This is a genomic window from Cellulomonas sp. APG4, from assembly GCF_009996735.1.
Taxonomy (GTDB): domain Bacteria; phylum Actinomycetota; class Actinomycetes; order Actinomycetales; family Cellulomonadaceae; genus Actinotalea.
This window is the reverse complement of the sequence record NZ_JAACYI010000017.1, coordinates 17,416-38,139: the sequence shown is the minus strand read 5'-3', so window position 1 is coordinate 38,139 and position 20,724 is coordinate 17,416. Positions and strand designations below refer to the sequence as shown.

General features: G+C 74.4%; 13 protein-coding genes. 8 read left to right on the top strand and 5 right to left on the bottom strand.

The window, feature by feature from the left end:
• Nucleotides 1-143: 143 nt before the first annotated feature.
• Nucleotides 144-2,252, bottom strand: coding sequence for an elongation factor G (locus tag GXB85_RS12705; protein WP_161918031.1), 2,109 nt, complete (start codon nucleotides 2,250-2,252; stop codon nucleotides 144-146).
• 444 nt (nucleotides 2,253-2,696) lie between these two features.
• Here GXB85_RS12705 and GXB85_RS12700 point away from each other — a divergent pair, with 444 nt between their 5' ends.
• Nucleotides 2,697-5,168 (top strand): GH36-type glycosyl hydrolase domain-containing protein, encoded by a 2,472-nt coding sequence (locus tag GXB85_RS12700; RefSeq protein WP_161918030.1) that lies wholly within the window; start codon nucleotides 2,697-2,699, stop codon nucleotides 5,166-5,168.
• A 96-nt stretch (nucleotides 5,169-5,264) separates the two neighbouring features.
• Nucleotides 5,265-6,194, top strand: coding sequence for an aldose 1-epimerase (locus GXB85_RS12695; RefSeq protein WP_161918029.1), 930 nt, complete (start codon nucleotides 5,265-5,267; stop codon nucleotides 6,192-6,194).
• 66 nt (nucleotides 6,195-6,260) lie between these two features.
• Here GXB85_RS12695 and GXB85_RS12690 read toward each other — a convergent pair whose 3' ends face one another.
• Nucleotides 6,261-7,250, bottom strand: coding sequence for an FKBP-type peptidyl-prolyl cis-trans isomerase (locus GXB85_RS12690; protein ID WP_161918028.1), 990 nt, complete (start codon nucleotides 7,248-7,250; stop codon nucleotides 6,261-6,263).
• Between the two features lie 132 nt (nucleotides 7,251-7,382).
• Between GXB85_RS12690 and GXB85_RS12685 the strand changes: the two genes are divergently transcribed.
• From GXB85_RS12685 to GXB85_RS12675, 3 genes are all read left to right on the top strand, one after another.
• Nucleotides 7,383-8,513: a Gfo/Idh/MocA family oxidoreductase gene (locus GXB85_RS12685; protein WP_161918027.1), complete on the top strand. Its 1,131-nt coding sequence runs from the start codon at nucleotides 7,383-7,385 to the stop codon at nucleotides 8,511-8,513.
• Between the two features lie 63 nt (nucleotides 8,514-8,576).
• On the top strand, nucleotides 8,577-9,557 hold the full coding sequence (locus GXB85_RS12680) for a TIGR03557 family F420-dependent LLM class oxidoreductase (protein WP_161918026.1): 981 nt from the start codon (nucleotides 8,577-8,579) through the stop codon (nucleotides 9,555-9,557).
• A gap of 84 nt (nucleotides 9,558-9,641) precedes the next feature.
• Complete coding sequence (locus GXB85_RS12675; RefSeq protein ID WP_370524221.1) at nucleotides 9,642-10,718, top strand: VIT1/CCC1 family protein; 1,077 nt, start codon at nucleotides 9,642-9,644, stop codon at nucleotides 10,716-10,718.
• A 12-nt stretch (nucleotides 10,719-10,730) separates the two neighbouring features.
• Here the strand turns inward: GXB85_RS12675 and GXB85_RS12670 are convergent, their stop codons facing one another.
• Nucleotides 10,731-11,945: an MFS transporter gene (locus GXB85_RS12670; RefSeq protein WP_161918024.1), complete on the bottom strand. Its 1,215-nt coding sequence runs from the start codon at nucleotides 11,943-11,945 to the stop codon at nucleotides 10,731-10,733.
• 140 nt (nucleotides 11,946-12,085) lie between these two features.
• On the opposite strand from GXB85_RS12670, the gene GXB85_RS12665 reads away from it, so the two are divergent.
• Nucleotides 12,086-14,770 (top strand): EAL domain-containing protein, encoded by a 2,685-nt coding sequence (locus GXB85_RS12665; RefSeq protein WP_161918023.1) that lies wholly within the window; start codon nucleotides 12,086-12,088, stop codon nucleotides 14,768-14,770.
• 51 nt (nucleotides 14,771-14,821) lie between these two features.
• Here GXB85_RS12665 and pgm read toward each other — a convergent pair whose 3' ends face one another.
• Complete coding sequence (gene pgm, locus GXB85_RS12660; protein ID WP_161918022.1) at nucleotides 14,822-16,510, bottom strand: phosphoglucomutase (alpha-D-glucose-1,6-bisphosphate-dependent); 1,689 nt, start codon at nucleotides 16,508-16,510, stop codon at nucleotides 14,822-14,824.
• A 94-nt stretch (nucleotides 16,511-16,604) separates the two neighbouring features.
• On the opposite strand from pgm, the gene GXB85_RS12655 reads away from it, so the two are divergent.
• Both GXB85_RS12655 and GXB85_RS12650 read left to right on the top strand, forming a co-directional pair.
• Entirely contained in the window at nucleotides 16,605-17,441 is an 837-nt protein-coding gene (locus GXB85_RS12655) for a DUF5926 family protein (protein ID WP_161918021.1), read from the top strand.
• Between the two features lie 73 nt (nucleotides 17,442-17,514).
• On the top strand, nucleotides 17,515-18,303 hold the full coding sequence (locus tag GXB85_RS12650; protein WP_161918020.1) for a glycosyltransferase: 789 nt from the start codon (nucleotides 17,515-17,517) through the stop codon (nucleotides 18,301-18,303).
• On the opposite strand, the gene GXB85_RS12645 is transcribed toward GXB85_RS12650, so the two are convergent.
• On the bottom strand, nucleotides 18,289-20,649 hold the full coding sequence (locus GXB85_RS12645) for a hypothetical protein (RefSeq protein ID WP_161918019.1): 2,361 nt from the start codon (nucleotides 20,647-20,649) through the stop codon (nucleotides 18,289-18,291). The genes GXB85_RS12650 and GXB85_RS12645 overlap by 15 nt on opposite strands.
• Between the last annotated feature and the right edge of the window lie 75 nt (nucleotides 20,650-20,724).

Genomic DNA, 20,724 nt, shown 5'->3' with positions numbered 1-20,724 from the left:
CGCGGAGATGTCCACCCGTTCCCCCTGTCAGGCGGCGGGCGGGCGGGCCCACGGGAGATCGGGCGTCACGCTGAGCCGGAGCCGGAGCCGGAGCCGGAGCCGGAGCCGGAGCCGGAGCCGGAGGGTGCGGGTCGGCGCCGGTGTCACACCAGGGCGGCGCCCAGCACGCGGTCGACGAGGTTCGCGGGGACGGCGTCGTAGTGGTCGTGCTCGGCGGTGAACGAGCCCCGGCCGCCCGTGAGCGAGCGGAGGTCGAGCACGTACCGCGCGAGCTCGGCCTCGGGGACCATCGCCTCGATCACGCTGCGCCCGTCGGGCAGCACGTCCGAGCCGCTGATCCGCCCGCGCCGGCCCGAGAGGTCGCCCAGCACGTCGCCCTGCAGCTCGCCGGGCACCACCACGCGCACGCGGGACACGGGCTCGAGCACCACGGTGCCGGCCTTGGTGAGCGCCTCGCGCAGACCGTGGGCCGCCGCCGTCCGGAACGCCATGTCCGACGAGTCGACCGAGTGGTACTTGCCGTCGTAGGCCTCGACCTGCACGTCGACCACGGGGAACCCGTGCAGACCGCCGGCCTCCATCGCCTCCATGGCCCCGCGTTCGACGGCGGGGATGTAGTTGCGCGGGATGGCTCCGCCCACGATCGAGTCGACGAACGTGTTGCCGTGACCGCGCGGGGTCGGACCCACGCGCAGCTGGCAGACCGCGAACTGCCCGTGCCCGCCCGACTGCTTCTTGACCTTGCCCTCGGCCTCGGCCGTCCCGGCGATCGTCTCGCGGAAGGCCACGCGCACCGGCTCGGTGGTGACCTCGACCGAGAACTTGCGTGCGAGCCGCTCGAGCGCGACCGCGAGGTGCACGTCGCCGGTGCCACGGAGGACCGTCTGGGCGTGCAGCACGGGCTGGGACGAACCGGGAGCTGCGGCCGTCCCGGGGATCCGGTCCACCGACAGCGTCGGGTCCTCGGCGACCAGGCGCGCGAGCGCCCCCGACAGCTTGTCGTCGTCCTGCTGGGTCACGGGGACCAGGGCGAGCGCGTACGCGGGGGCGACTGCGGGTGGCGCCGGGACGCGCACCGGCGTGCCGCGTCGCGCGAGCGCCGAGCCCGTGGGCGACGCCGTCAGCTTCGCGACGGCCGCGATGTCCCCGGCGACGACGGCGCCCGTGGGCAGGTGCTCCTTGCCGCGCAGGTGGAACAGGCCGTGCAGCCGCTCGTCGGTGCCCGTCGCCGTGTTGACCAGGTGGTCGTCGTTGCGGATGGTCCCCGAGAGCACCTTGAGCAGCGAGACCTGCCCGACGAAGGGGTCGGCCACCGTGCGGAACACGTGCACCAGGGGGTCGCCGTCGGGGTCCGGCTCGACGCTCAGCTCGGTCTCGTCGCCGACGACGACGCGCGTGGCCCGTGGGGCTGGGCCCACCTCGCACAGGTAGTCGGCGAGTCGGTCGACGCCGACCTCCGAGAACGCCGAGCCCACCAGCACGGGCACCTCGGTCCCGGCGAGCACCTCGTGGGCGAGGGTCGCCTCGAGCTCGACCGCCGTCGGCACCTCGCCCGCGAGGTAGCGCTCGAGCTGCTCGTCGTCGCCCGAGACGATCTCCTCGGTGACCTCCTCGTGCAGCGCGCGCTCCTCGGCCGCGACGTCGTCGGGCATGGTCGCGGTGTGGTGCGTGCCGTCGGCGTCGTACTCGAAACCCTGGTCCGAGAGCACGTCCGCGACCCCGTGGAACGCGTCCTCCTCGCCGATCGGCAGCTCGAGCGGCACCAGGCCCGCGCCGAACGTCGACCGCAGCTGGGCGAGCACGCGGTGGAAGTCCGCGCGGGGCTTGTCCTCCTTCGTGACGAAGACGAGGCGGGGGATCCCCGCCTCGACACACCTGCGCCACACCGTCTCGGTGCCCACCTCGACCCCGTCGACGGCGCTCACCACCACCACCGCGAGGTCCACCACCGCCAGAGCCGCGTCCACGCCGCCCACGAAGTCCGCGTACCCCGGGGTGTCGACCAGGTTGACCTTGTACGTCTCGCCGTCGGACGCGGTCCACGTGAACGGCGCGACCGCGGGTGCGAGGGTCATCCCGCGTCTGGCCTCCTCGGGCTCGGTGTCGCACACCGTCCCGCCGTCCTCGACGCGCCCGGCGCGGGGGATCACCCCGGCCCTGTGGAGGAGTGCCTCCGCGAGCGTGGTCTTGCCGACACCGCTGTGGCCCACCAGGGCCACGTTGCGGATCCTCGGCGTCGCTGCCTGGTCCATGTCGGATCTCCTTCGTCGGAGTGGCCCTAGGTCGCCAGGCTAGCCACGCCACCTCCCCACGTGAACAGGACCATCGCCCCTCCCGCCCACCCCTCCACCCCGCCGACCCCTGCCCAGCGCACCACCTCCGCCGAGGTCGCCACTTCACGCCGAGGTCGTGGCTTGCACCTGGCGACCTCGGCGCGGACTGGCGACCTCGGCGGGTGGTGGCGGGCGGTGGGTGGCGGCGGGGGTGGCCGCGAAGCGCGGAGAAAGGGCCTGCCGGGGGCCGGGCGTGTGTGGCTATCATGGGCGCGGCCGCATGGGAGCGCTCTCGCGCGCGGCGGAGCAGGTCGTCGACGATCAGCCCGCCCGCCGGGGCCGTCGCTCCCGGCGCCAGCTGGGGAGCGCTCCCGCGCCCCGCTCGGCCACGACGAGGTAGAGAGAGCAAGGGGCTGCACCGCTATGCGCTACGGGCACTTCGACGACGAGAGCCGCGAGTACGTCATCACGACGCCGCACACCCCCTACCCGTGGATCAACTACCTGGGCTCCGAGCAGTTCTTCTCGCTCGTCTCGCACCAGGCCGGGGGCTACGCGTTCTACCGCGACGCCAAGATGCGCCGCCTCACGCGCTACCGCTACAACAACGTGCCCACCGATGAGGGCGGCCGCTACCTCTACGTCCACGACGACGGCGACGTGTGGACCCCCTCGTGGACGCCGATGAAGGCCGAGCTCGACCACTTCGAGGCGCGCCACGGGCTCGGCTACACGCGCATCACCGGCGAGCGGGGCGGCGTGCGCGCCGAGACCCTGCTCTTCGTCCCCATGGGCGAGACCGCCGAGGTCCAGAAGATCACGGTGACCAACACCTCGGACGCGACCAAGAAGCTCACGCTCTTCACGTTCGTCGAGTTCTGCCTGTGGAACGCGCAGGACGACCAGACCAACTACCAGCGCAACCTGTCGATCGGCGAGGTCGAGGTGGAGCCCGACGGCCCGCACGGCAGCGCGATCTACCACCGCACCGAGTACCGCGAGCGCCGCGACCACTACGCCGTCTACGGCGTGAACACACGTGCCGCGGGCTTCGACACGGACCGCGACACGTTCGTGGGCGGCGTGTACCGCGGGTTCGCGGACCCGGAGGTGCCCCTGCGCGGCACGGCAGGCAACTCGGTGGCGAGCGGCTGGTACCCGATCGGCTCGCACGCGCTCGAGGTCGAGCTCGAGCCCGGGGCCTCGCAGACCTTCGTCGTGGTGCTCGGCTACGTCGAGAACCCGCAGGACGAGAAGTGGGCCGACGACGCCCACCAGGTGATCAACAAGGAGCGTGCGCACGCGCTGCTCTCGCGTTTCGCGACCACCGCCCAGGCCGACGAGGCGTTCGAGCGCCTGCGCACCTACTGGACCGAGCTGCTGTCGACGTACTCGGTCGAGTCGACCGACGACAAGCTCGACCGGATGGTCAACATCTGGAACCAGTACCAGTGCATGGTCACGTTCAACATGTCGCGCTCGGCGTCGTACTTCGAGACCGGGATCGGCCGCGGCATGGGCTTCCGGGACTCGAACCAGGACCTGCTGGGCTTCGTCCACCTGGTGCCCGAGCGCGCGCGTGAGCGCATCCTCGACATCGCGGCGACGCAGTTCCCCGACGGCAGCGCGTACCACCAGTACCAGCCGCTCACCAAGCGCGGGAACAACGACATCGGCTCGGGCTTCAACGACGACCCGCTGTGGCTCATCGCCGGCACCGCGGCGTACCTGAAGGAGACCGGCGACTGGTCGATCCTCGACGAGCAGGTGCCGTTCGACAACGACGACGCCCTCGCGGACACGCTGTTCGAGCACCTCACCCGCTCGTTCCGGTTCACGGTCGACAACCGCGGCCCGCACGGCCTGCCGCTCATCGGGCGCGCTGACTGGAACGACTGCCTGAACCTCAACTGCTTCTCGAACGAGCCCGGCGAGTCGTTCCAGACCACCGAGAACCAGGCCGGCGGGGTCGCCGAGTCCCTGTTCATCGCGGCGCAGTTCGTGCTCTACGGCGCCGAGTACGCCGAGATCGCCGAGCGGCGCGGCCTCGCCGACGTCGCGGCGGCGGCGCGCGCGGAGGTCGAGGCGATGCGTGAGGCCGTGCTGACCCACGGCTGGGACGGCCGCTGGTTCCTGCGCGCGTACGACTACTACGGCAACAAGATCGGCACGGACGAGCACCCCGAGGGCAAGATCTGGATCGAGCCCCAGGGCTTCGCGGTCATGGCCGGGATCGGCGTGGGCGAGGGGCCCGACGACGCCTCGGCGCCGGCCGTGCAGGCGCTCGACGCCGTGGGCGAGATGCTCGCGACCGACCACGGCATGGTGCTCCAGTACCCGGCGTACACCACCTACCAGGTGCACATGGGCGAGGTCTCGACGTACCCGCCCGGGTACAAGGAGAACGGCGGCATCTTCTGCCACAACAACCCGTGGGTGATCATCGGCGAGACCGTCCTCGGCCGCGGTGAGCGCGCGTTCGACTACTACCGCCGGATCACGCCTGCCTACCGCGAGCAGATCAGCGACGTGCACCGGCTCGAGCCGTACGTGTACGCGCAGATGATCGCGGGCAAGGAGGCCGTGCGGCACGGCGAGGCCAAGAACTCGTGGCTCACCGGTACGGCCGCGTGGAACTTCGTCGCGGTCTCGCAGTACCTGCTGGGCGTGCGCCCCGACCACGACGGCCTCGTGGTCGACCCGCAGATCGGTCCGGACGTCCCGCGCTTCACGGTGCGTCGCGTGGCCCGCGGGGCGACCTACGAGATCACCGTCGTGAACTCGGGGGCCGACGGCGCCCGCGCCCGCCTCGAGGTGGACGGCGTCGCGGTCGAGGGGACCACGGTCCCCTACGCCCCGGCCGGCTCGGTCGTCCGGATCACGGCGACCCTCTGACGGCGGTCGGGCGCTTCATCCAGGGGGGCGCCCGACCGCTCCCACCCCCGCGGCCACGCGGCCGCCGGGGTGGGCCTGCGAGGCCCGGGAGGCCCGATGCGTGACGACAGGGTGCTCGCGATCGCGAGCTCGGTGTGGGAGGTGGGCGTGCTGCCCGCCGCGGGTGCGTCGCTCTCGCACGGCCGCGTGCGCGGGCCCGACGGCGAGTGGCGGGATCTGCTGCGTCCCACGCGCGCGGCGGCGCGGCGCACCCCGTGGGGCTGCTCGAGCTACGTGCTCGTGCCGTTCTCGAACCGTGTGCGCGACGGCGTGCTGCGCTGGGACGGCCGCACCTGGCAGCTGCGCCCCAACTCGCCCGACGGCAACGCGATGCACGGCACGGGGCTCGAGTACCCGTGGCGCGTCACCGCGCACTCACCGGTGGCCGTGACCCTCGAGCTCGACACGCGCGAGGCGGTGGGCGCGAACTTCCCGTGGCACTTCCGTGCGACGGTCACGTACGCGCTCGACGGGCCGCGCTTCACGGTGCGCACGCACGTGCGCAACCTCGCGGACGAGCCGTTCCCCGCGGGTTTCGGCCACCACCCGTTCTTCCGCCGCGGGCTCGTGGACCCGGCCCTCTCGGAGCTCAGCCTGCGACTGCCCGCGCGCGCCGCGTACCCGCTCGACGCGGGCCTGCCGACGGGCCCGGCCGGGCCGGTGCCGCGGCTGCTCGACTTCCGTGAGCTGCGTCGCCTCGACGGCGAGCTGCTCAACGACTGCCTCGTGCGTGACCCCGCGGGCGGCCCCGTGCGCCTCGAGTGGCCGGAGTCGGGTGTGGGTGTGGACCTCGTGGCCGACGACGTGCTCGCGCACACCCTGGTCTACGCACCGCGCGGGCGCGGCTACGTGGCCGTCGAGCCGGTGACCAACGCCAACGACGCGTTCAACCTCCTCGCCGACGGCGTCGAGACGCACGGCCTCCAGGTGCTCACGCCGGGCGAGGAGCTCGTGGGCGCGTTCCACCTGGACCTCGAGCACCTCTGACGCGGCCGACCCCCGCCGCGACGTGCGCGACGGGGGTCGGTGCGGTGACGGGTGGGCCCGCCGAGGTCAGGAGCCGACGGGAGCCGTCGCCTCGAGGATGTCGACGACGAACACGAGGGTCGCGTCGCCCGGGATGGTTCCGCTGCCCTCGGCGCCGTAGCCCTTCTCGGGCGGGACCACCAGCAGCACCTGGCTGCCGACCGTCTGTCCCACGACGCCCTCGTCCCAGCCCTCGATGAGCTGACCGGCGCCGATCACGGCCTCGAGCGGCTGCCGGCCCCACGAGGAGTCGAACTCGGTGCCGTCCCACAGCACGCCCGTGTAGTGGATGCGCACGTTCTGACCGGCCTCGACCACGGCCCCGTCGCCCTTGATGAGGGGCTGGACCACGAGCTCGGTCGGCTTCTCGGCGTCGGCCGGGATCTCGATCGACGGCTCGCCGTTCTCGCCGAGCTCGACCGTCGGCAGGCCCGCGGGCGGCTCGACCGGCTCGCCCTCGGCACGCGGGAAGGTCGCCTCGACGACCTCCATCGCGATGACCGTCGCGGGGCTCGCCGGGATCTCCTGCGTGGTCTCGGTCGCAGCCTGGCCCTCGGTCCCGGGCGCGGCGAACAGCAGGCGCGTGCCCACCTGCTGGTCGGTGAGGGCCTCGATCAGCGCGGGGACGAGCGCCTGGTCGGTGAACGACAGGCGCTCGGGCGAGCCGAGCTCCCACGTCGAGGCGAGCTGCGAGCCGTCCTCACCCGAGAGCACCACGTAGTTCACCTGGAGCTCCTGGCCGAGCTCGAGCGCGTCACCCGTGCCCTCGTCGACCACGCGGGCGACGGCCGCGCTCACGTCGAACGGCTGGTCGAAGGTGACCGTGGGCGGGGCGCCCGCCTCACCCTCGAGCGTGACGTCGTCGAGGGCCGCGACGTCGTCCGCGCTCGGCTCGGGGACGGTGGGCGCCTCCTGCGTGGGCGACGGCGTCGCCTCGGGCTCGGCGTCGCCCGAGCAGCCCGCGAGGAGCAGGGCCGTGGCGATCAGGGCGACAGGGGCGGCGGCGAGTCGGCGCACAGGCGCGATCCTTCGTCTGGGGAGCGTGCGGGGGAGTCCCGCGGGACGTCCGCGGCGCGGACCGCTCGATCGTACGCTCTGGACCTGGGAGCCACCTGGGCGCCTGGGGTCGCGCGGCCTCAGGATGGGGTGATGACCTCCTGGAGCGAGACGCCCGCCCACCCGCTGCGCTACGCCGTCGTCGGCAGCGGGTGGCGTGCACAGTTCTTCCTCCGCATGGCCCGTGCGCTGCCCGAGCGATTCGAGCTGCTCGGTGTGGTGACCCGGACCGCCGAGCGGGGCCAGGAGGTCGCCGCCGCCCACGGCGTGCCCACGTGGAGGTCCGTCGCAGACCTGCTGCGGGCGCATCCCGTGCTCCCTGACCTCGTCGTGACCTCGACCCCGTGGTCGGTGACGCCCGGCCTGGTCCGCGAGCTCGTCGCGGCGGGCGTCCCGGTGCTCGCCGAGACCCCTCCCGCGCCCGACGCGCCCGCCCTGCGCGACGTGTGGCACGACGTCGGCGCGTCGGGCCTCGTGCAGGTGGCCGAGCACAGCCCGTTCCTGCCGGGCCACACCGCCCGCGCACGGGTGCTCGCGGACGGGGCCGTGGGCCGTGCGACGTCGGTGCACGTCTCCTCGACGCACCAGTACCACGCGCTCGCGCTGGTGCGTGGCCTGCTGCGCGCGGGTGGGGCGGAGGCCGACCTGTTCGGGCCGGTCGAGGTGACGGGTCAGCAGCACACCGCCCCGCTCATGGACCCGCGCTCACGGGCGGGCTGGACAGGGGCGACGGAGCCGTCGGACGTCACCACGACCCTCGCGCTGCTCGACCTGGGCGACGGGCTCAGCGCGTTCTACGACTTCACGACCAACCAGCCGCGCAACGACCTGCGCCAGGACCGCGTGCTGGTGCGCGGGAGCCACGGCGAGCTCGCCGACGACGCGGTGCAGCGGTGGGTGGACCCGCGCGCGAGCGTCACGTCGCTGCTCGCGCGCCGGCAGCACGGCATCGGTCAGGACATGGAGCGGGCCGACCTCGAGCACCTCTCGTTCGAGGGGCGCGTCGTCTACCGCAACCCCTACCTGGGCGCGCGGTTGTCGGACGACGACATCGCGGTCGCGACCCTGCTCGACCGCTCCCGGGCCTGGGTGCGCGGCGACGGGGAGCCGCCGTACCCGCTCGCCGAGGCCGCGCAGGACCACCTCGTGGGCCTCGCCGTCGTCGAGGCCGCCCGCACGCGCCGCGTGGTCCGTACGTCCCGCGAGCCCTGGGCCCCGGCCTGACCGTCCTCGCCGCCGCCCGCGGGCTCGAGGTGCCGGACGGGCGATCCCGGGTGAGGCTGAGGCATGAGATTCGGGTACACGCTGATGACCGAGCAGAGCGGGCCGCGCGAGCTCGTCGACTACGCCGCCGCCGCCGAGCGCGTCGGCTTCGACCTCGCCGTGGCGAGCGACCACTACTTCCCGTGGCTCGACAGCCAGGGCCATGCGGGCTACGTGTGGAGCACGCTGGGCGCCGTCGCGCACGCGACGCAGCGGATCGAGCTCATGACCTACGTGACGGCGCCGATCCTGCGCTACCACCCCGCCGTCGTCGCGCAGAAGGCCGCGACCCTGGGCGTGCTGAGCGATGGGCGGTTCGGCCTCAACCTCGGCGCGGGCGAGAACCTCAACGAGCACGTGGTCGGCGAGCGCTGGCCCGCGGTGGGCGAGCGGCACGACATGCTCGAGGAGGCGATCGAGATCATCCGGCCACTGCTCGCGGGTGAGCGCGTGACGTACTCGGGTGAGCACTACCGGGTCGACTCCGCGCACGTCTGGGACCGCCCGGAGACGCCCGTCGAGATCGGTGTGGCGGTGTCCGGCCCGCAGTCGGTGTCGCGGTTCGCACCGCTCGCCGACAGGTTGGTCGCGGTCGAGCCCGACGGCGACCTGATCACGCGCTGGGACGCCGCGCGCGAGGACGCCGGGAAGGGCCGTACGCGCAAGATCGGGCAGATGCCGATCAGCTGGGACCCGGACCGTGAGGCCGCCGTCGCGCGGGCGCACGACCAGTTCCGCTGGTTCGCGGGCGGTTGGAAGGTCAACGCCGACCTGCCGACCACCGAGGCGTTCGAGGCGGCGACGCAGTTCGTCACGCCCGACGACGTCGCGGCGTCGATCCCGTGCGGGCCCGACCTGGACGCCGTGGTCGAGGCCGCATCGGCCTTCTGGGACGCCGGGTTCACGGACCTCGCGCTGGTGCAGATCGGGGACGAGAAGCAGCAGGAGTTCCTCGACACCGCCGCCGGTCCGCTGCTCGAGCGCCTGCGCGCCGCCGCCCCCTGACGTCTGCGTCCCACCGCCCGCGCGCGGTGGGGCCCGGGACCTCGGGGCCGGGATGCCGGCAGCGAGGTGGCAGGCTTGGGCGTCGTGACACCGACCCCTGCCCAGCTGCGCCGGTGGCGCCGGCACCTGGCCGACGAGCGCGCCGAGGCCGCGGTGTACCGCGAGCTCTCGCGGCACCGCCACGGCGAGGAGCGCGAGATCCTGCTCGCGCTCGCCGAGGCCGAGGGCCGCCACGCCGCGCACTGGGAACAGCTGCTGGGCGACCACGTGGGTGAGCCGCGCCGCGGCGACGTGCGGTTCCGCATCCTCGCGCGGCTCGCGCGGTACTTCGGCTCGGTCTTCGTGCTGGCGCTCGCGCAGCGGGCCGAGGCCCGCGCGACGTACGAGCTCGACGCCGACGCGACGCCTGCGATGGCCGCCGACGAGCGCATCCACGAGGAGGTGGTGCGCTCCCTCGCCACACGGGGTCGCCAGCGCCTCGCCGGGACGTTCCGCGCCGCCGTCTTCGGCGCCAACGACGGCCTCGTCTCCAACCTGGCGCTGGTCATCGGCGTCGCGGCCGCCGGGACACCGACGGCGACCGTGCTGCTGACCGGCCTCGCGGGGCTGCTCGCGGGTGCGCTGTCGATGGGTGCGGGCGAGTTCATCTCGGTGCGCTCGCAGCGCGAGCTGCTCGCGGCCTCGACCCCGAGCCCCGCGGCGCACGAGGCGCTGCCGCACCTGGACCTCGACGCGAACGAGCTCGAGCTCGTCTACCGCGCCCGCGGGCTGGACGCGACCGAGGCCCGCGCACGCGCCGATGCGGTGCTCGACGACATCGCGCGCCTCGGCCACGAGAGCCGCGAGTTCCACGCCGACACGGTGGTCGACGCGCACGAGGAGGTCGGCACGGCGACGGGCGCCGCCGTCTCGAGCTTCCTCTTCTTCGCGTCGGGCGCGCTCATCCCGGTGCTGCCGTGGCTCGTCGGCCTCGAAGGGACGGTCGCGGTGCTCGTCGCCCTCGGTGCCGTGGGCCTCGCGCTGCTCGCCACGGGCGCCGTCGTCGGCCTGATCTCGGGCGCCCCGCCGCTGCTGCGTGCGCTGCGTCAGCTCGCGATCGGTGGCGCCGCTGCCGCGGTCACCTGGGGCCTCGGCTCGCTGTTCGACACGACGCTCGGCTGAGGCGGGAGCGCCTCAACCCGCGTGGGGGATCGCCGGCACGGCCGTGCGGCTGCGCAGCGCGGGCAGTCCCGCGAGCGCGGCGACCGCCGCCGCGACACCCGAGAGCGCGACGACGGCGAACCCCGCGTGCGCACCCCGCGCGTCGATCACCGCACCAGCGATCGACGCGCCGAGCGACACCCCGACACCGAGTGACGTGCCCACCCAGGTGAGCCCCTCGGTGAGCTGCGTCCGAGGGACGAGCTGCTGCACCAGTCCGTTGCCGTTGACGAGGGTCGGCGCGATCGCGAAGCCGACCACGAACATCACGGCGGCGAGCGCGACGAGGTTCGTCACCACGAAGAACAGGGTCACGCCGAGGGCGAGCGCGACCACCCCGATCGCGAACCTGCGCCACAGCGGGCTCACCCAGTGCCGCACGCCGTAGCCGAGGCCCGAGATCATGGACCCCGCCGCGAAGATCGCGAGCACCAGGCCCGCGGCGCCCTTGTTCTGCTGCTCCTCGGCGAAGGCGACCGTCGCGACGTCGGTCGCGCCGAAGACCGCGCCCATGCACACGAAGACCGCCGCGAGCGCGACCATGCCGCCCGAGAGCATCACGTGCCGGTGGCTCGTCCCGGGCTCGCGCGCGCTGGGCGGTGGCTCGGTGCCGCGCTGCGAGAGGAACCAGACGCCCCCGAGCAGCACCGCGACCATCGGCACCACCAGCCCCGCGACCGGGTGCACCCCGGTGGCCAGCAGCGTCGCGAGCACCGGGCCGACGATGAACACGAGCTCGTCGACCGCGGACTCGAGGGAGTACGCCGTGTGCAGGGTGCGAGGGTCGTGCAGCACGTACGACCACCGCGCGCGCACCAGGGCCCCGATCGAGCCCGCGCTCGCCCCCGCGACGACGGCACCCGCGTACAGGGTCCACGAGGGCCAGCCGAGCAGCGCGGGGACCACGAGGCCACCGATCCCGAGCGCGGTGAGCACGACGGCGGGCCGCATGACCCGGGCCTGGCCGCGGCGGTCGACGAGGCGCGAGAGCAGCGGCGAGCAGATGGCGTGCGTGATCACCTGGACGGCCGAGATGCGCCCCGCGAGGGCGTAGGAGCCGTACACGTCCGAGACCATGAGGACGATCCCGATGCCGACCATGGAGATCGGGAGCCGGGCGAGTGCGCCGGCCGCGGAGAACGCGACGGCGCCGGGGTGCGCGAGCACCTCGCGGTAGGGGCGGAGCACCCGAGGATTCTCCCAGCCCGCCGAGGGTGCCGAGGCCCGTGTTTTCACCCCTCGTGCGTGCGGGGCCGCGTGGAAGGATGCTGGGCACGATGGCGCCGTGGGGGCACCACGGCCGCGGTGGCCGTTCGGGAGGAGGCGCGATGGGACCGTCGTCGGTGCGTCGCGTGGCCGCAGCCCTGGCGTCCTACGGCCTGCTGACCTACGTGGGCCTCGGAGCCGCGGTCTTCGGCCTGGCCGCGGCAGCCGTCGCGCTCGCCCCTCCGGACACGGGCGTCGCCGCCTGGTGGCCGGCCGCGGGCGTCTCGGTCATCGCGATCGCCTGGGCCCCCACGCGTGCGCGCAGGCTCGTCGCGGTCGCCGTCGTCGCCGTGCTGAGCGCCGTCGCGAACGTCGTCGCGGGCCGGGAGCCGGCCGTTGCGGCGGGTTTCGGCCTGGCCAACGCCCTCGAGGCGTTCGTGGTCGCCTGGTGGCTCACGCGCGACGGCCGCCGGCCGAGCCTGCGCTCGCTCGAGGACGTGTTCCGTCTGTTCGTGGCGACGGCGATGGGGATCGTCACGATGGGCGCGCTGGCGGGCGCCACCGTGGCGTTCGGCACCGACGGCGGGTTCCTCGTGACCGCGCGCACCGTCATGACGAGCCACGGTGCCGCGATCCTCGTGATCGTGCCGTTCGGCATGCGCGTGCTCGGCTCGCGCGCACCGGGGCGCGGGTTCGAGGCCGCGCTCCAGTGGGCGGCCGTCGTGGTGGCGACCGTGGTGATCTTCGGCCCCGAGCAGACGCTGCCGCTGAGCTTCCTCACCATGCCGTTGCTGGTCTGGGGCGCGCTGCGGCTGGGCACGCGCACCGTGACCACGCAGCTCCTGGTGCTCGGCGTGCTGCTCACGTGGCTGAGCCGCACGGGCGGGGGGCCGTTCGCCGCGAGGCTGGGCGAGGCCAGCACCGCGAGCACCTCGCTCGTGCAGGCGTACATGGTGGCGGCCGCGCTGATCATGCTCCCGGTCGCGGTGTCGGTCGCGCAGCGGCGCGCGGCGCTCGAGCGGGTCGAGGCGAGCGAGCGGCTGTTCCGGCTGGGCTTCAGCGAGGCGTTGCTCGGCACGCTCCTGCTGCGGCGGTGCGAGGCGGGGCACGTGGACACGCGTGCCGAGGCGGACCTCCAGCGTCGTGGCGGTCGTCGCGAGCCGGGAGCCGAGCCCGCCGAGGCCCCGGCCGACGGCCTCGGCCGGCACCGTGGCGGCGGGCTCGACGTGGTCGAGCTCAACCCGGTGGCGGCGCGGATCCTCGGCAGCAGCGAGACGGACCTCGTCGGGACCTCGTGGACGGGGCGCCTCGAGGAGGGCGACCGCGCGATGCTCACCGACGCCGTCGCTGCGATCGCCGAGGGACGCCTCGCGGGCTGGCACGGCGAGCTCGCCCTCGTCGGCTGGGACGGCACGCGCTGGGTCGAGGTCGCGATCTCACCGCTGCCCTCGTCCGCGGGCGACGGGCTGTTCGTCGCGCAGATGGTCGACGTCACCTCGCGGCGTGCGGCCGAGGACAGGCTGACGGCGCAGGCCCTCCAGGACTCGCTCACGGGCCTGGGCAACCGCACGCTGCTGCGCGACAGGATCGACCTCGCGCTGCGGACGCTGCCCGAGGGTGCGGGCGTCGTCGTGCTCTTCTGCGACCTGGACGACTTCAAGCACGTCAACGACACCGCGGGTCACACCAACGGTGACGTGGTGCTGGTCGAGGTCGCCGAGCGCCTGCGCTCGCTGCTGCGGCCCGACGACGTCGCGGCCCGGCAGGGCGGGGACGAGTTCGTGGTCCTGCGTCCCCACGCACGCGGGCCCGAGGAGGGCGAGGAGCTCGCGGCCGAGGTGCTCGAGGCGCTCGCTGCGCCGACGATGGTGGGCGGCCGCCCCTTCTCCGTGGGCGCGAGCATCGGCATCGCGTGGGGAACCGCGGGCGCCCGGGCGGACGACCTGCTGCGCGACGCGGACGCCGCCATGTACGCGGCCAAGGAGGCCGGCAAGCGGCGTGCGGTCGTGTACTCCGACGAGCACCGGGCGCGGGCCACGCGTGCGGTCGAGCTCGAGGCCGAGCTGCGCGAGGCGCTCGACCGCGACGAGCTCGAGGTCTACCTGCAGCCCGTGGTCGACCTGCTCGACGGGCGCACCACCGCGGCCGAGGCGCTGGTCCGCTGGCGGCACCCGACGCGCGGCGTGCTCGCGCCGGCCGAGTGGCTCGACGTCGCCGAGGCGTCGGGGCTCATGCCGCGGGTGGGCGCGTGGGTGCTCGAGCGTGCGTGCCGCCTCGCGGTGGGCTGGCCGGCCGACGACGTCCAGGTGCACGTCAACGTCAGCGCGCGGCAGCTCGACGAGCCGGACTTCCTCGACGTGGTGAGCGGCGTCCTCGCGCGCACCGGCCTGCCGCCCGCCCGTCTGGTGCTCGAGTTCACCGAGACGCACCTCGACGCCGTGAGCGACGCGCTGCTGACCGACCTCGCGGCGCTGCGACGGATCGGCATCGGCCTCGCGGCGGACGACTACGGCACCGGGTACAGCCCGCTGACGCGCGTGATCGAGCTGCCGATCTCGATGATCAAGGTGGACCGGCTGTTCGTCGCGGCGATGCTCGACGACGTGCGCAGCCGGGCGATCGTGACGACCCTCGTCCGGCTGGGCCAGTCCCTGGGCCTCGACCTCGTGGCCGAGGGCGTCGAGACCGAGGCGCAGGCCGCCGAGCTTCGCCGGCTCGGCTGCACGAGCGCACAGGGCTACCTGTGGTCGCGCCCCGTGCCGGCCGACGAATTCCGGCTCAGCCTGCTCGCCCCGCCGGTCGCCTGAGCGGACGGGCCCCCGGGAGGTCCGAGGACGCCGTCGTCGTCGCCCGCGACGTCACGCGAGTGCCTGCGCGACGACGTCCCGAGCGGCCTGCTGCACCTGCGCGAGGTGCTCGGCCGAGACGAAGGACTCGGCGTAGATCTTGTAGACGTCCTCGGTGCCCGACGGGCGTGCCGCGAACCACGCGTTCTCGGTGGTCACCTTGAGCCCGCCGATCGCGGCGCCGTTGCCCGGTGCCTCGGTCAGGCGGCCCGTGACCTCCTCGCCCGCGAGGGTCGAGGCCGTGACCTGCTCGGGACGCAGCGCGCCGAGCGCGGCCTTCTCCTCGCGCGTGGCCGGCGCGTCGACGCGCGCGTACCAGGACTCGCCGTGCCGCTCGACGAGGCGCGCGTGCAGCTGCGAGGGCGACGAGCCCGTGCGCGCCGTGATCTCGGCCGCGAGCAGCGCGAGCAGGATGCCGTCCTTGTCCGTGGTCCAGACGGTGCCGTCGGTGCGCAGGAACGACGCGCCCGCGGACTCCTCGCCGCCGAAGCCCACGGTGCCGTCGAGCAGCCCGGGGACGAACCACTTGAAGCCGACCGGCACCTCGCGCAGCTCACGCGCGTGGTGCGCCGCGACGCGGTCGATCAGCGCCGAGGAGACGAGCGTCTTGCCGACCGCCGCACCCTCGGGCCAGCCCGGCCGCGCGCCGCCGAACAGGTAGTCGATCGCGACCGCCAGGTAGTGGTTGGGGTTCATCAGCCCGCCGTCGGGTGTGACGATCCCGTGCCTGTCGGCGTCCGCGTCGTTGCCGGTCGCGACGTCGAACGGGGCCGAGCCGCCGTCCTGCATCGCGCGCACCAGGGAGGCCATCGCCGACGGCGACGAGCAGTCCATGCGGATCTTGCCGTCCCAGTCGAGCGTCATGAACGACCAGCGCGGGTCCACCTCGGGGTTCACCACGGTCAGGTCGAGGCCGTGCCGCTCGGCGATCGCGCCCCAGTAGTCGACCGCCGCGCCGCCCATCGGGTCCGCCCCGATGCGCACGCCGCTCGCGCGCACGATCTCGAGGTCCAGCACGTGCGGCAGGTCGTCCAGGTAGGCCGTGAGGAAGTCGTGGCGGTGCGTCGTCGGCGCCGCGAGCGCACGCTCGACGCTCACCCGTCGCACCGAGCCGACGCCCTCGCGCAGCAGGCGGTTGGCTCGCTCGGCGATCCACGACGTCGCCTCAGAGCCCGCGGGGCCGCCGTGCGGCGGGTTGTACTTGAAGCCGCCGTCGCGCGGGGGGTTGTGGGACGGGGTGATCACGATGCCGTCCGCGAGGCCCGAGCCGCCGCCCGAGCTCGTGGTGCGCACGCCCTGCGCCGTACCCGCGCCGTTGTGCAGCAGGATCGCGTGCGACACGGCGGGCGTGGGCGTGTAGCCGTCGCGCGCGTCGACGTAGACGTCGACCTCCGCCGCGGCGAGCACCTCGAGCGCGGTGCGCCACGCGGGCTCGGACAGCGCGTGGGTGTCGCGGCCCATGAACAGCGGGCCGTCGGTGCCCTGCGAGCGCCGGTACTCCACGATCGCCGCGGTGATCGCGATGATGTGCGCCTCGTTGAACGCGCCGTCGAGCGACGACCCACGGTGGCCCGAGGTGCCGAACACCACCTGCTGGGCCGGGTCGTCCGGATCGGGCGTGCGGTCCGTGTACGCGCTCAGCAGCGCGTCGAGGTCGACGAGGTCCTCGGGGAGGGCGGGGGTGCCGGCGCGTTCGTGCATGGCCCGATCCTCGCACCGCCGGGTCCCCGAGCGCACGGGATCGTCCGCAGTCGCCCCGCCGGCGGCGCAGGCACGACGGGTACGCTCGCTGCCCATGGCCAAGAGAGCGACCGTCGACTTCGTCCTGCGCCCCTTCGAGGGGCTGCCCGGGGAGCCCGACTACGTGGCGATGCGCGAGGTGGTGCCCGCGGCGACGGGGACGGCCCGCACCACGGCCGAGCACGGTGCGCGCGACGTCGTCGTCACGACGGTCCTGCCCATGGCGTGGCCCGCGCTGCACCGCGGCGACGGCGCGATCATGCTCGCGCTCCAGCAGCACGCGGGCTCGGGGGACGCGTCGCGCGACCTCGCCGACCTGCTGCTCCGGGCGCTCGAGCTGCCTGCCGGCACGCCGCTCACCTCGGCCCCGCTGCCCGAGCCCGGGCCGCGGCTGCAGGACGTGCTCGACCTCGACGTCCCGTTCGAGGTCACGGTGCACGAGGGCTTCGACTACTGGACGGCGTCGGGGGTCGAGCTGCCGCCCGACGCGCAGGCCTCGCTGGACCAGCTCAACGAGACGGTCGTGCCCACGCGCCGCCTGACCTCGGTCGAGGCCGCCTACTGGGCGCGCATGGGTGAGCGCGAGTACCTGCGCTGGGCCGTGCGGCACGACGAGCAGGACTTCCTCGACGCGCTGGCCCGGCTGCACGCGCGCCGCGAGTCCGGCCTCGCGGGTGGCGACCTGGGCAAGTTCATCGGTGCGTTCCGCTCGTGCGGTCTGCTCGTGCCGGTGTGGGACCTGAGCCCCGGCACCGAGCCCGAGGAGGTCGAGGGGCCGCTCGCCGAGCTCGCCGGGCGACTCGACGCCGCGCTCGCGGTGGACGCCCCGCTCGACGCGAACGAGCGGCGCGCTCGCGCCGGCCTCGTGGCCCGTCAGCTCACGCTGCGCTGAGCCGCATGACCGGGCGTTGACCATCGCGTGGCGCCGCGCTGACGTGGCCTCGAAACGTCGTTAGGGTGGTGGCGTGGCCAGCACCCGGGGACGCCGAGACGGCGCACCCCCCACCCCGAAGCAGCGGGTCGCCGTCGTCATCCCCGCCAAGGACGAGTCGCGCCGCATCGCGGCCACCGTGCGTGCCGCTCGCGCGATCCCGCACGTCGACCTCGTGCTCGTGGTCGACGACGGCAGCGAGGACGCGACCCAGCACGTCGCACGCGAGGCCGGCGCCGTCGTCGTGCGCCACTCGCACAACCGGGGCAAGGCCGCGGCCATGGAGACCGGTGCGGCGGTGGTCGCGATGCGCGACACCGACGACCGTCCGGCGCGCCTGCTGCTCTTCCTCGACGGGGACCTGGGCGAGTCCGCCGTCAACGCGGCGCCGCTCGTCCCGCCCGTGCTCGAGGGTGCGGCCGACGTGTCGATCGCGCTCCTCCCGCCCCAGCCCGGTGCGGGTGGACGCGGCATCGTCGTGGGGCTCGCGCGGCGCTCGATCCACGCGATGACGGGGTGGACGCCCACCCAGCCGCTGTCCGGCATGCGCTGCCTCACACGCGAGGCCTTCGAGGCGGCGACCCCGCTGGCGCGCGGCTGGGGTGTCGAGACCGGCATGACGATCGACCTGCTCACCAAGGGCTTCGTGGCGGTCGAGGTGCCGTGCGACCTGCGCCACCGCGCCTCGGGGACGGACCTGCGCGGTCAGATGCACCGCGCGGCCCAGTACCGCGACGTGCTGCTCGCCGTGAACGCCCGCAAGATGCGCGGCGTGATGCGCGGGATCGGGCGCCGCACCGCGCCCCCGTCACCGCGCGCCTGACCGCTCCTCGACCGGGTCGGGCTCGGCCGCCTCGAGGTCCACGTCGGGGTGCGCGAGCCGCCACTGCGCCGCAGCCGCGACCAGGCACGGCACCGCGACGGCGATCCCGGTCGCGGGGACCACGATGCCCGAGTCGTTGATGAGGAAGCCGAGACCCAGCGCGGCGCCCACGGCCGCGACGGTCGTGCCGAGCAGCGGGACCGCCTGGCCGAGCCCGGCGAGCGGGCTGCGACCCGCGAGGATCCGGCCCCCGGGGTGGGGCCCGCGCAGCACGAGCAGCGTCACCAGCACGCCGCCGATGGCGAGCACGAGGTAGCGCCACGAGGTCAGCACGCGCAGGTTGACGCTGAGCTTGCGCACGACGACGTCCCACAGGCCGCCGTCGATCACGGTCGCGAAGAAGCGACCGAGGTGCGTGCGCTCGGCGGGAGGGCGCAGCCAGTCGAGCACCGCGAAGCCCATGACCACCACGGCCGCGACGAGCCCGACGAGCAGCAGGGTGCGCCAGCGCACCTTGCGGCCGCTCACGGCGAGCGTGAGGATCGCGAACCCGAGGATCAGGGCGGGCGGTCCGCCGAAGTCGCTGCCCAGGCCGGGCGTGCCGTTGACCACGGTCACCACGAGGCCGATCCCGGCGACCGCGAGGGTCGCGGCGCGTCGACGACCCCGGTCGAGGAGCGGCTGGGCGACCGCCGTCGCGACCAGCAGGCTCGCGGCCGTCAGCAGGGCGAACGCCTGGTTGCTCATCCCGTAGAAGCGGGCCGCCATGATCCTGTGCGCGCCCATCGGCGAGTCGATCACGAGCGTCGCGCCCGTCATCGCGTCGAGCAGCAGCACGAGCACGGTGACCCCGGCGACGACCCCCGCGGGGCCGAGCGGGCGGTGCCGCCACGGCCCGCGCAGCGCGACGGCCGTGATGAGCGCGATCCAGCCGAGGATCACGGCCCAGAAGGCCCACGTGGGCGAGCCAGCGTTCCACCACGGCACCAGGCCCGCCAGGAACGAGGCGATCGGCGCCGCCCCGAGCGCCAGCCCGGCCACGCGGAGGACGCGCAGCGCGGGTCGCAGCGGCCGGCCCGTGGGCACGGTCCGCACGGTCAGGAGCAGCGCGGCGAGCACGAAGAAGACGGCCTGCGCGAGGACCACGCGGGTCAGGTACGAACCGCTGACGCGGGTGACCTGCCGAGCCTCGGTGGCCATGTCCTCGAGCGCGTCGATGCGTGCGGTCGCTCCCGCAGGGCCCGCGGTGGGGACCATGGGCGCACCGTCGAACGCGTCCCCGGGGCGGTCGAGACCGAGCAGGCCGAGGACGGTGGGTGTGACGTCGATCGCCTGGACCAGCCCCGGCTGACGCGTCGCCCCCGACGTGAGCAGACCGCGGTACGGCTCGCCGTCGGGGGACGTGCCGTGGGCCGCAGCGAGCTGCAGCGTCGCGCGGCCCGAGTCCGCGAGCGAGACCACGAGCACCGTCGCGTGGGTGCTGCGCGCGGCACGGAGCACCGTCTCGATGCGCTCGTCGACGGCGCGCACCTGCTCCAGGCGCGTCGGCTCGAGGATCGCGCCCACGCCGTCGAGGTCGTCCTCGGGGGTGCCCGTGAGCGACTCCGACTCCTCGGCCTCGGGCTCCTCGGGCTCGCTCTGGAGGCCGCGCTCGGGGCGCGCCTCGGTCGCGCGGCCCGGGTCGCGCACGGTGCCGGCGTCGACCACCACGAGGTCGGTGGTCCGCAGGCCGGTGCGGACCATGGAGTAGAGCTCGGTGGACGTGGCGGGCGTGCGCTCGACCGGGCCCACGACGGTCCCGTCGACGTCGGCGAGCGCGATCGCGGCCCCCGGACCGATCCCGAGCACCTCGGTGCCGGCCTCTGCGAGCGTCGCGCCGAGCCGCCCGGGCTGCGCACGGTAGGGCTGCTCGTCGGCAGCGAGCACGTAGTCGGCCCAGCCTGCGACGGTCCCGTCGGTGCGCACCTCGCGCAGCGTGCGGCACCCGCGGTCCGGGTCCTCGAGGTCGCCCAGCCGCGTGCCCGCGCTCACTCCGAGCCACCCGTCGGCCGGGCACGAGGTCGAGCGGATGCTGCGCGCCGCGACGTTGCCCAGCGCACCCGAGCGGGACAGGTCCCACAGCCCCGGGGTCGCGAGCGTGCGCACGTCGTCCCAGCGGACGCCCGTGAGGCCGACCAGGACCACGGGACCCGCAGGGGTCGCCTCCTGCGCGGCGCCGTCGGGCGCGTCGTCGGCGAAGGCCGGCGCGGCGAGCACGGCGACCAGGCCGAGGACCGCGACGAGGGCGACCAGCACCTGCACCGTGCGGCCGCGCAGACGGCGCATGCTGCTGCTGGACCCGGGCACCCGCCAAGCCTAGGGCGCACTACGCTCGGGCGGCGGAGAGGTCGCGGCGGACGCGTGACGGTGGTGTGCGGATGC

What these genes read in the sequence shown, in the direction of transcription:
- GXB85_RS12680 (WP_161918026.1), top strand. Translation starts at nt 8,577, where the DNA reads ATGAGATTCGGGTACACGCTGATGACCGAGCAGAGCGGGCCGCGCGAG.
- GXB85_RS12665 (WP_161918023.1), top strand. Translation starts at nt 12,086, where the DNA reads ATGGGACCGTCGTCGGTGCGTCGCGTGGCCGCAGCCCTGGCGTCCTAC.
- GXB85_RS12700 (WP_161918030.1), top strand. Translation starts at nt 2,697, where the DNA reads ATGCGCTACGGGCACTTCGACGACGAGAGCCGCGAGTACGTCATCACG.
- pgm (WP_161918022.1), bottom strand. Translation starts at nt 16,510, where the DNA reads ATGCACGAACGCGCCGGCACCCCCGCCCTCCCCGAGGACCTCGTCGAC.
- GXB85_RS12695 (WP_161918029.1), top strand. Translation starts at nt 5,265, where the DNA reads ATGCGTGACGACAGGGTGCTCGCGATCGCGAGCTCGGTGTGGGAGGTG.
- GXB85_RS12655 (WP_161918021.1), top strand. Translation starts at nt 16,605, where the DNA reads ATGGCCAAGAGAGCGACCGTCGACTTCGTCCTGCGCCCCTTCGAGGGG.
- GXB85_RS12705 (WP_161918031.1), bottom strand. Translation starts at nt 2,252, where the DNA reads ATGGACCAGGCAGCGACGCCGAGGATCCGCAACGTGGCCCTGGTGGGC.
- GXB85_RS12685 (WP_161918027.1), top strand. Translation starts at nt 7,383, where the DNA reads ATGACCTCCTGGAGCGAGACGCCCGCCCACCCGCTGCGCTACGCCGTC.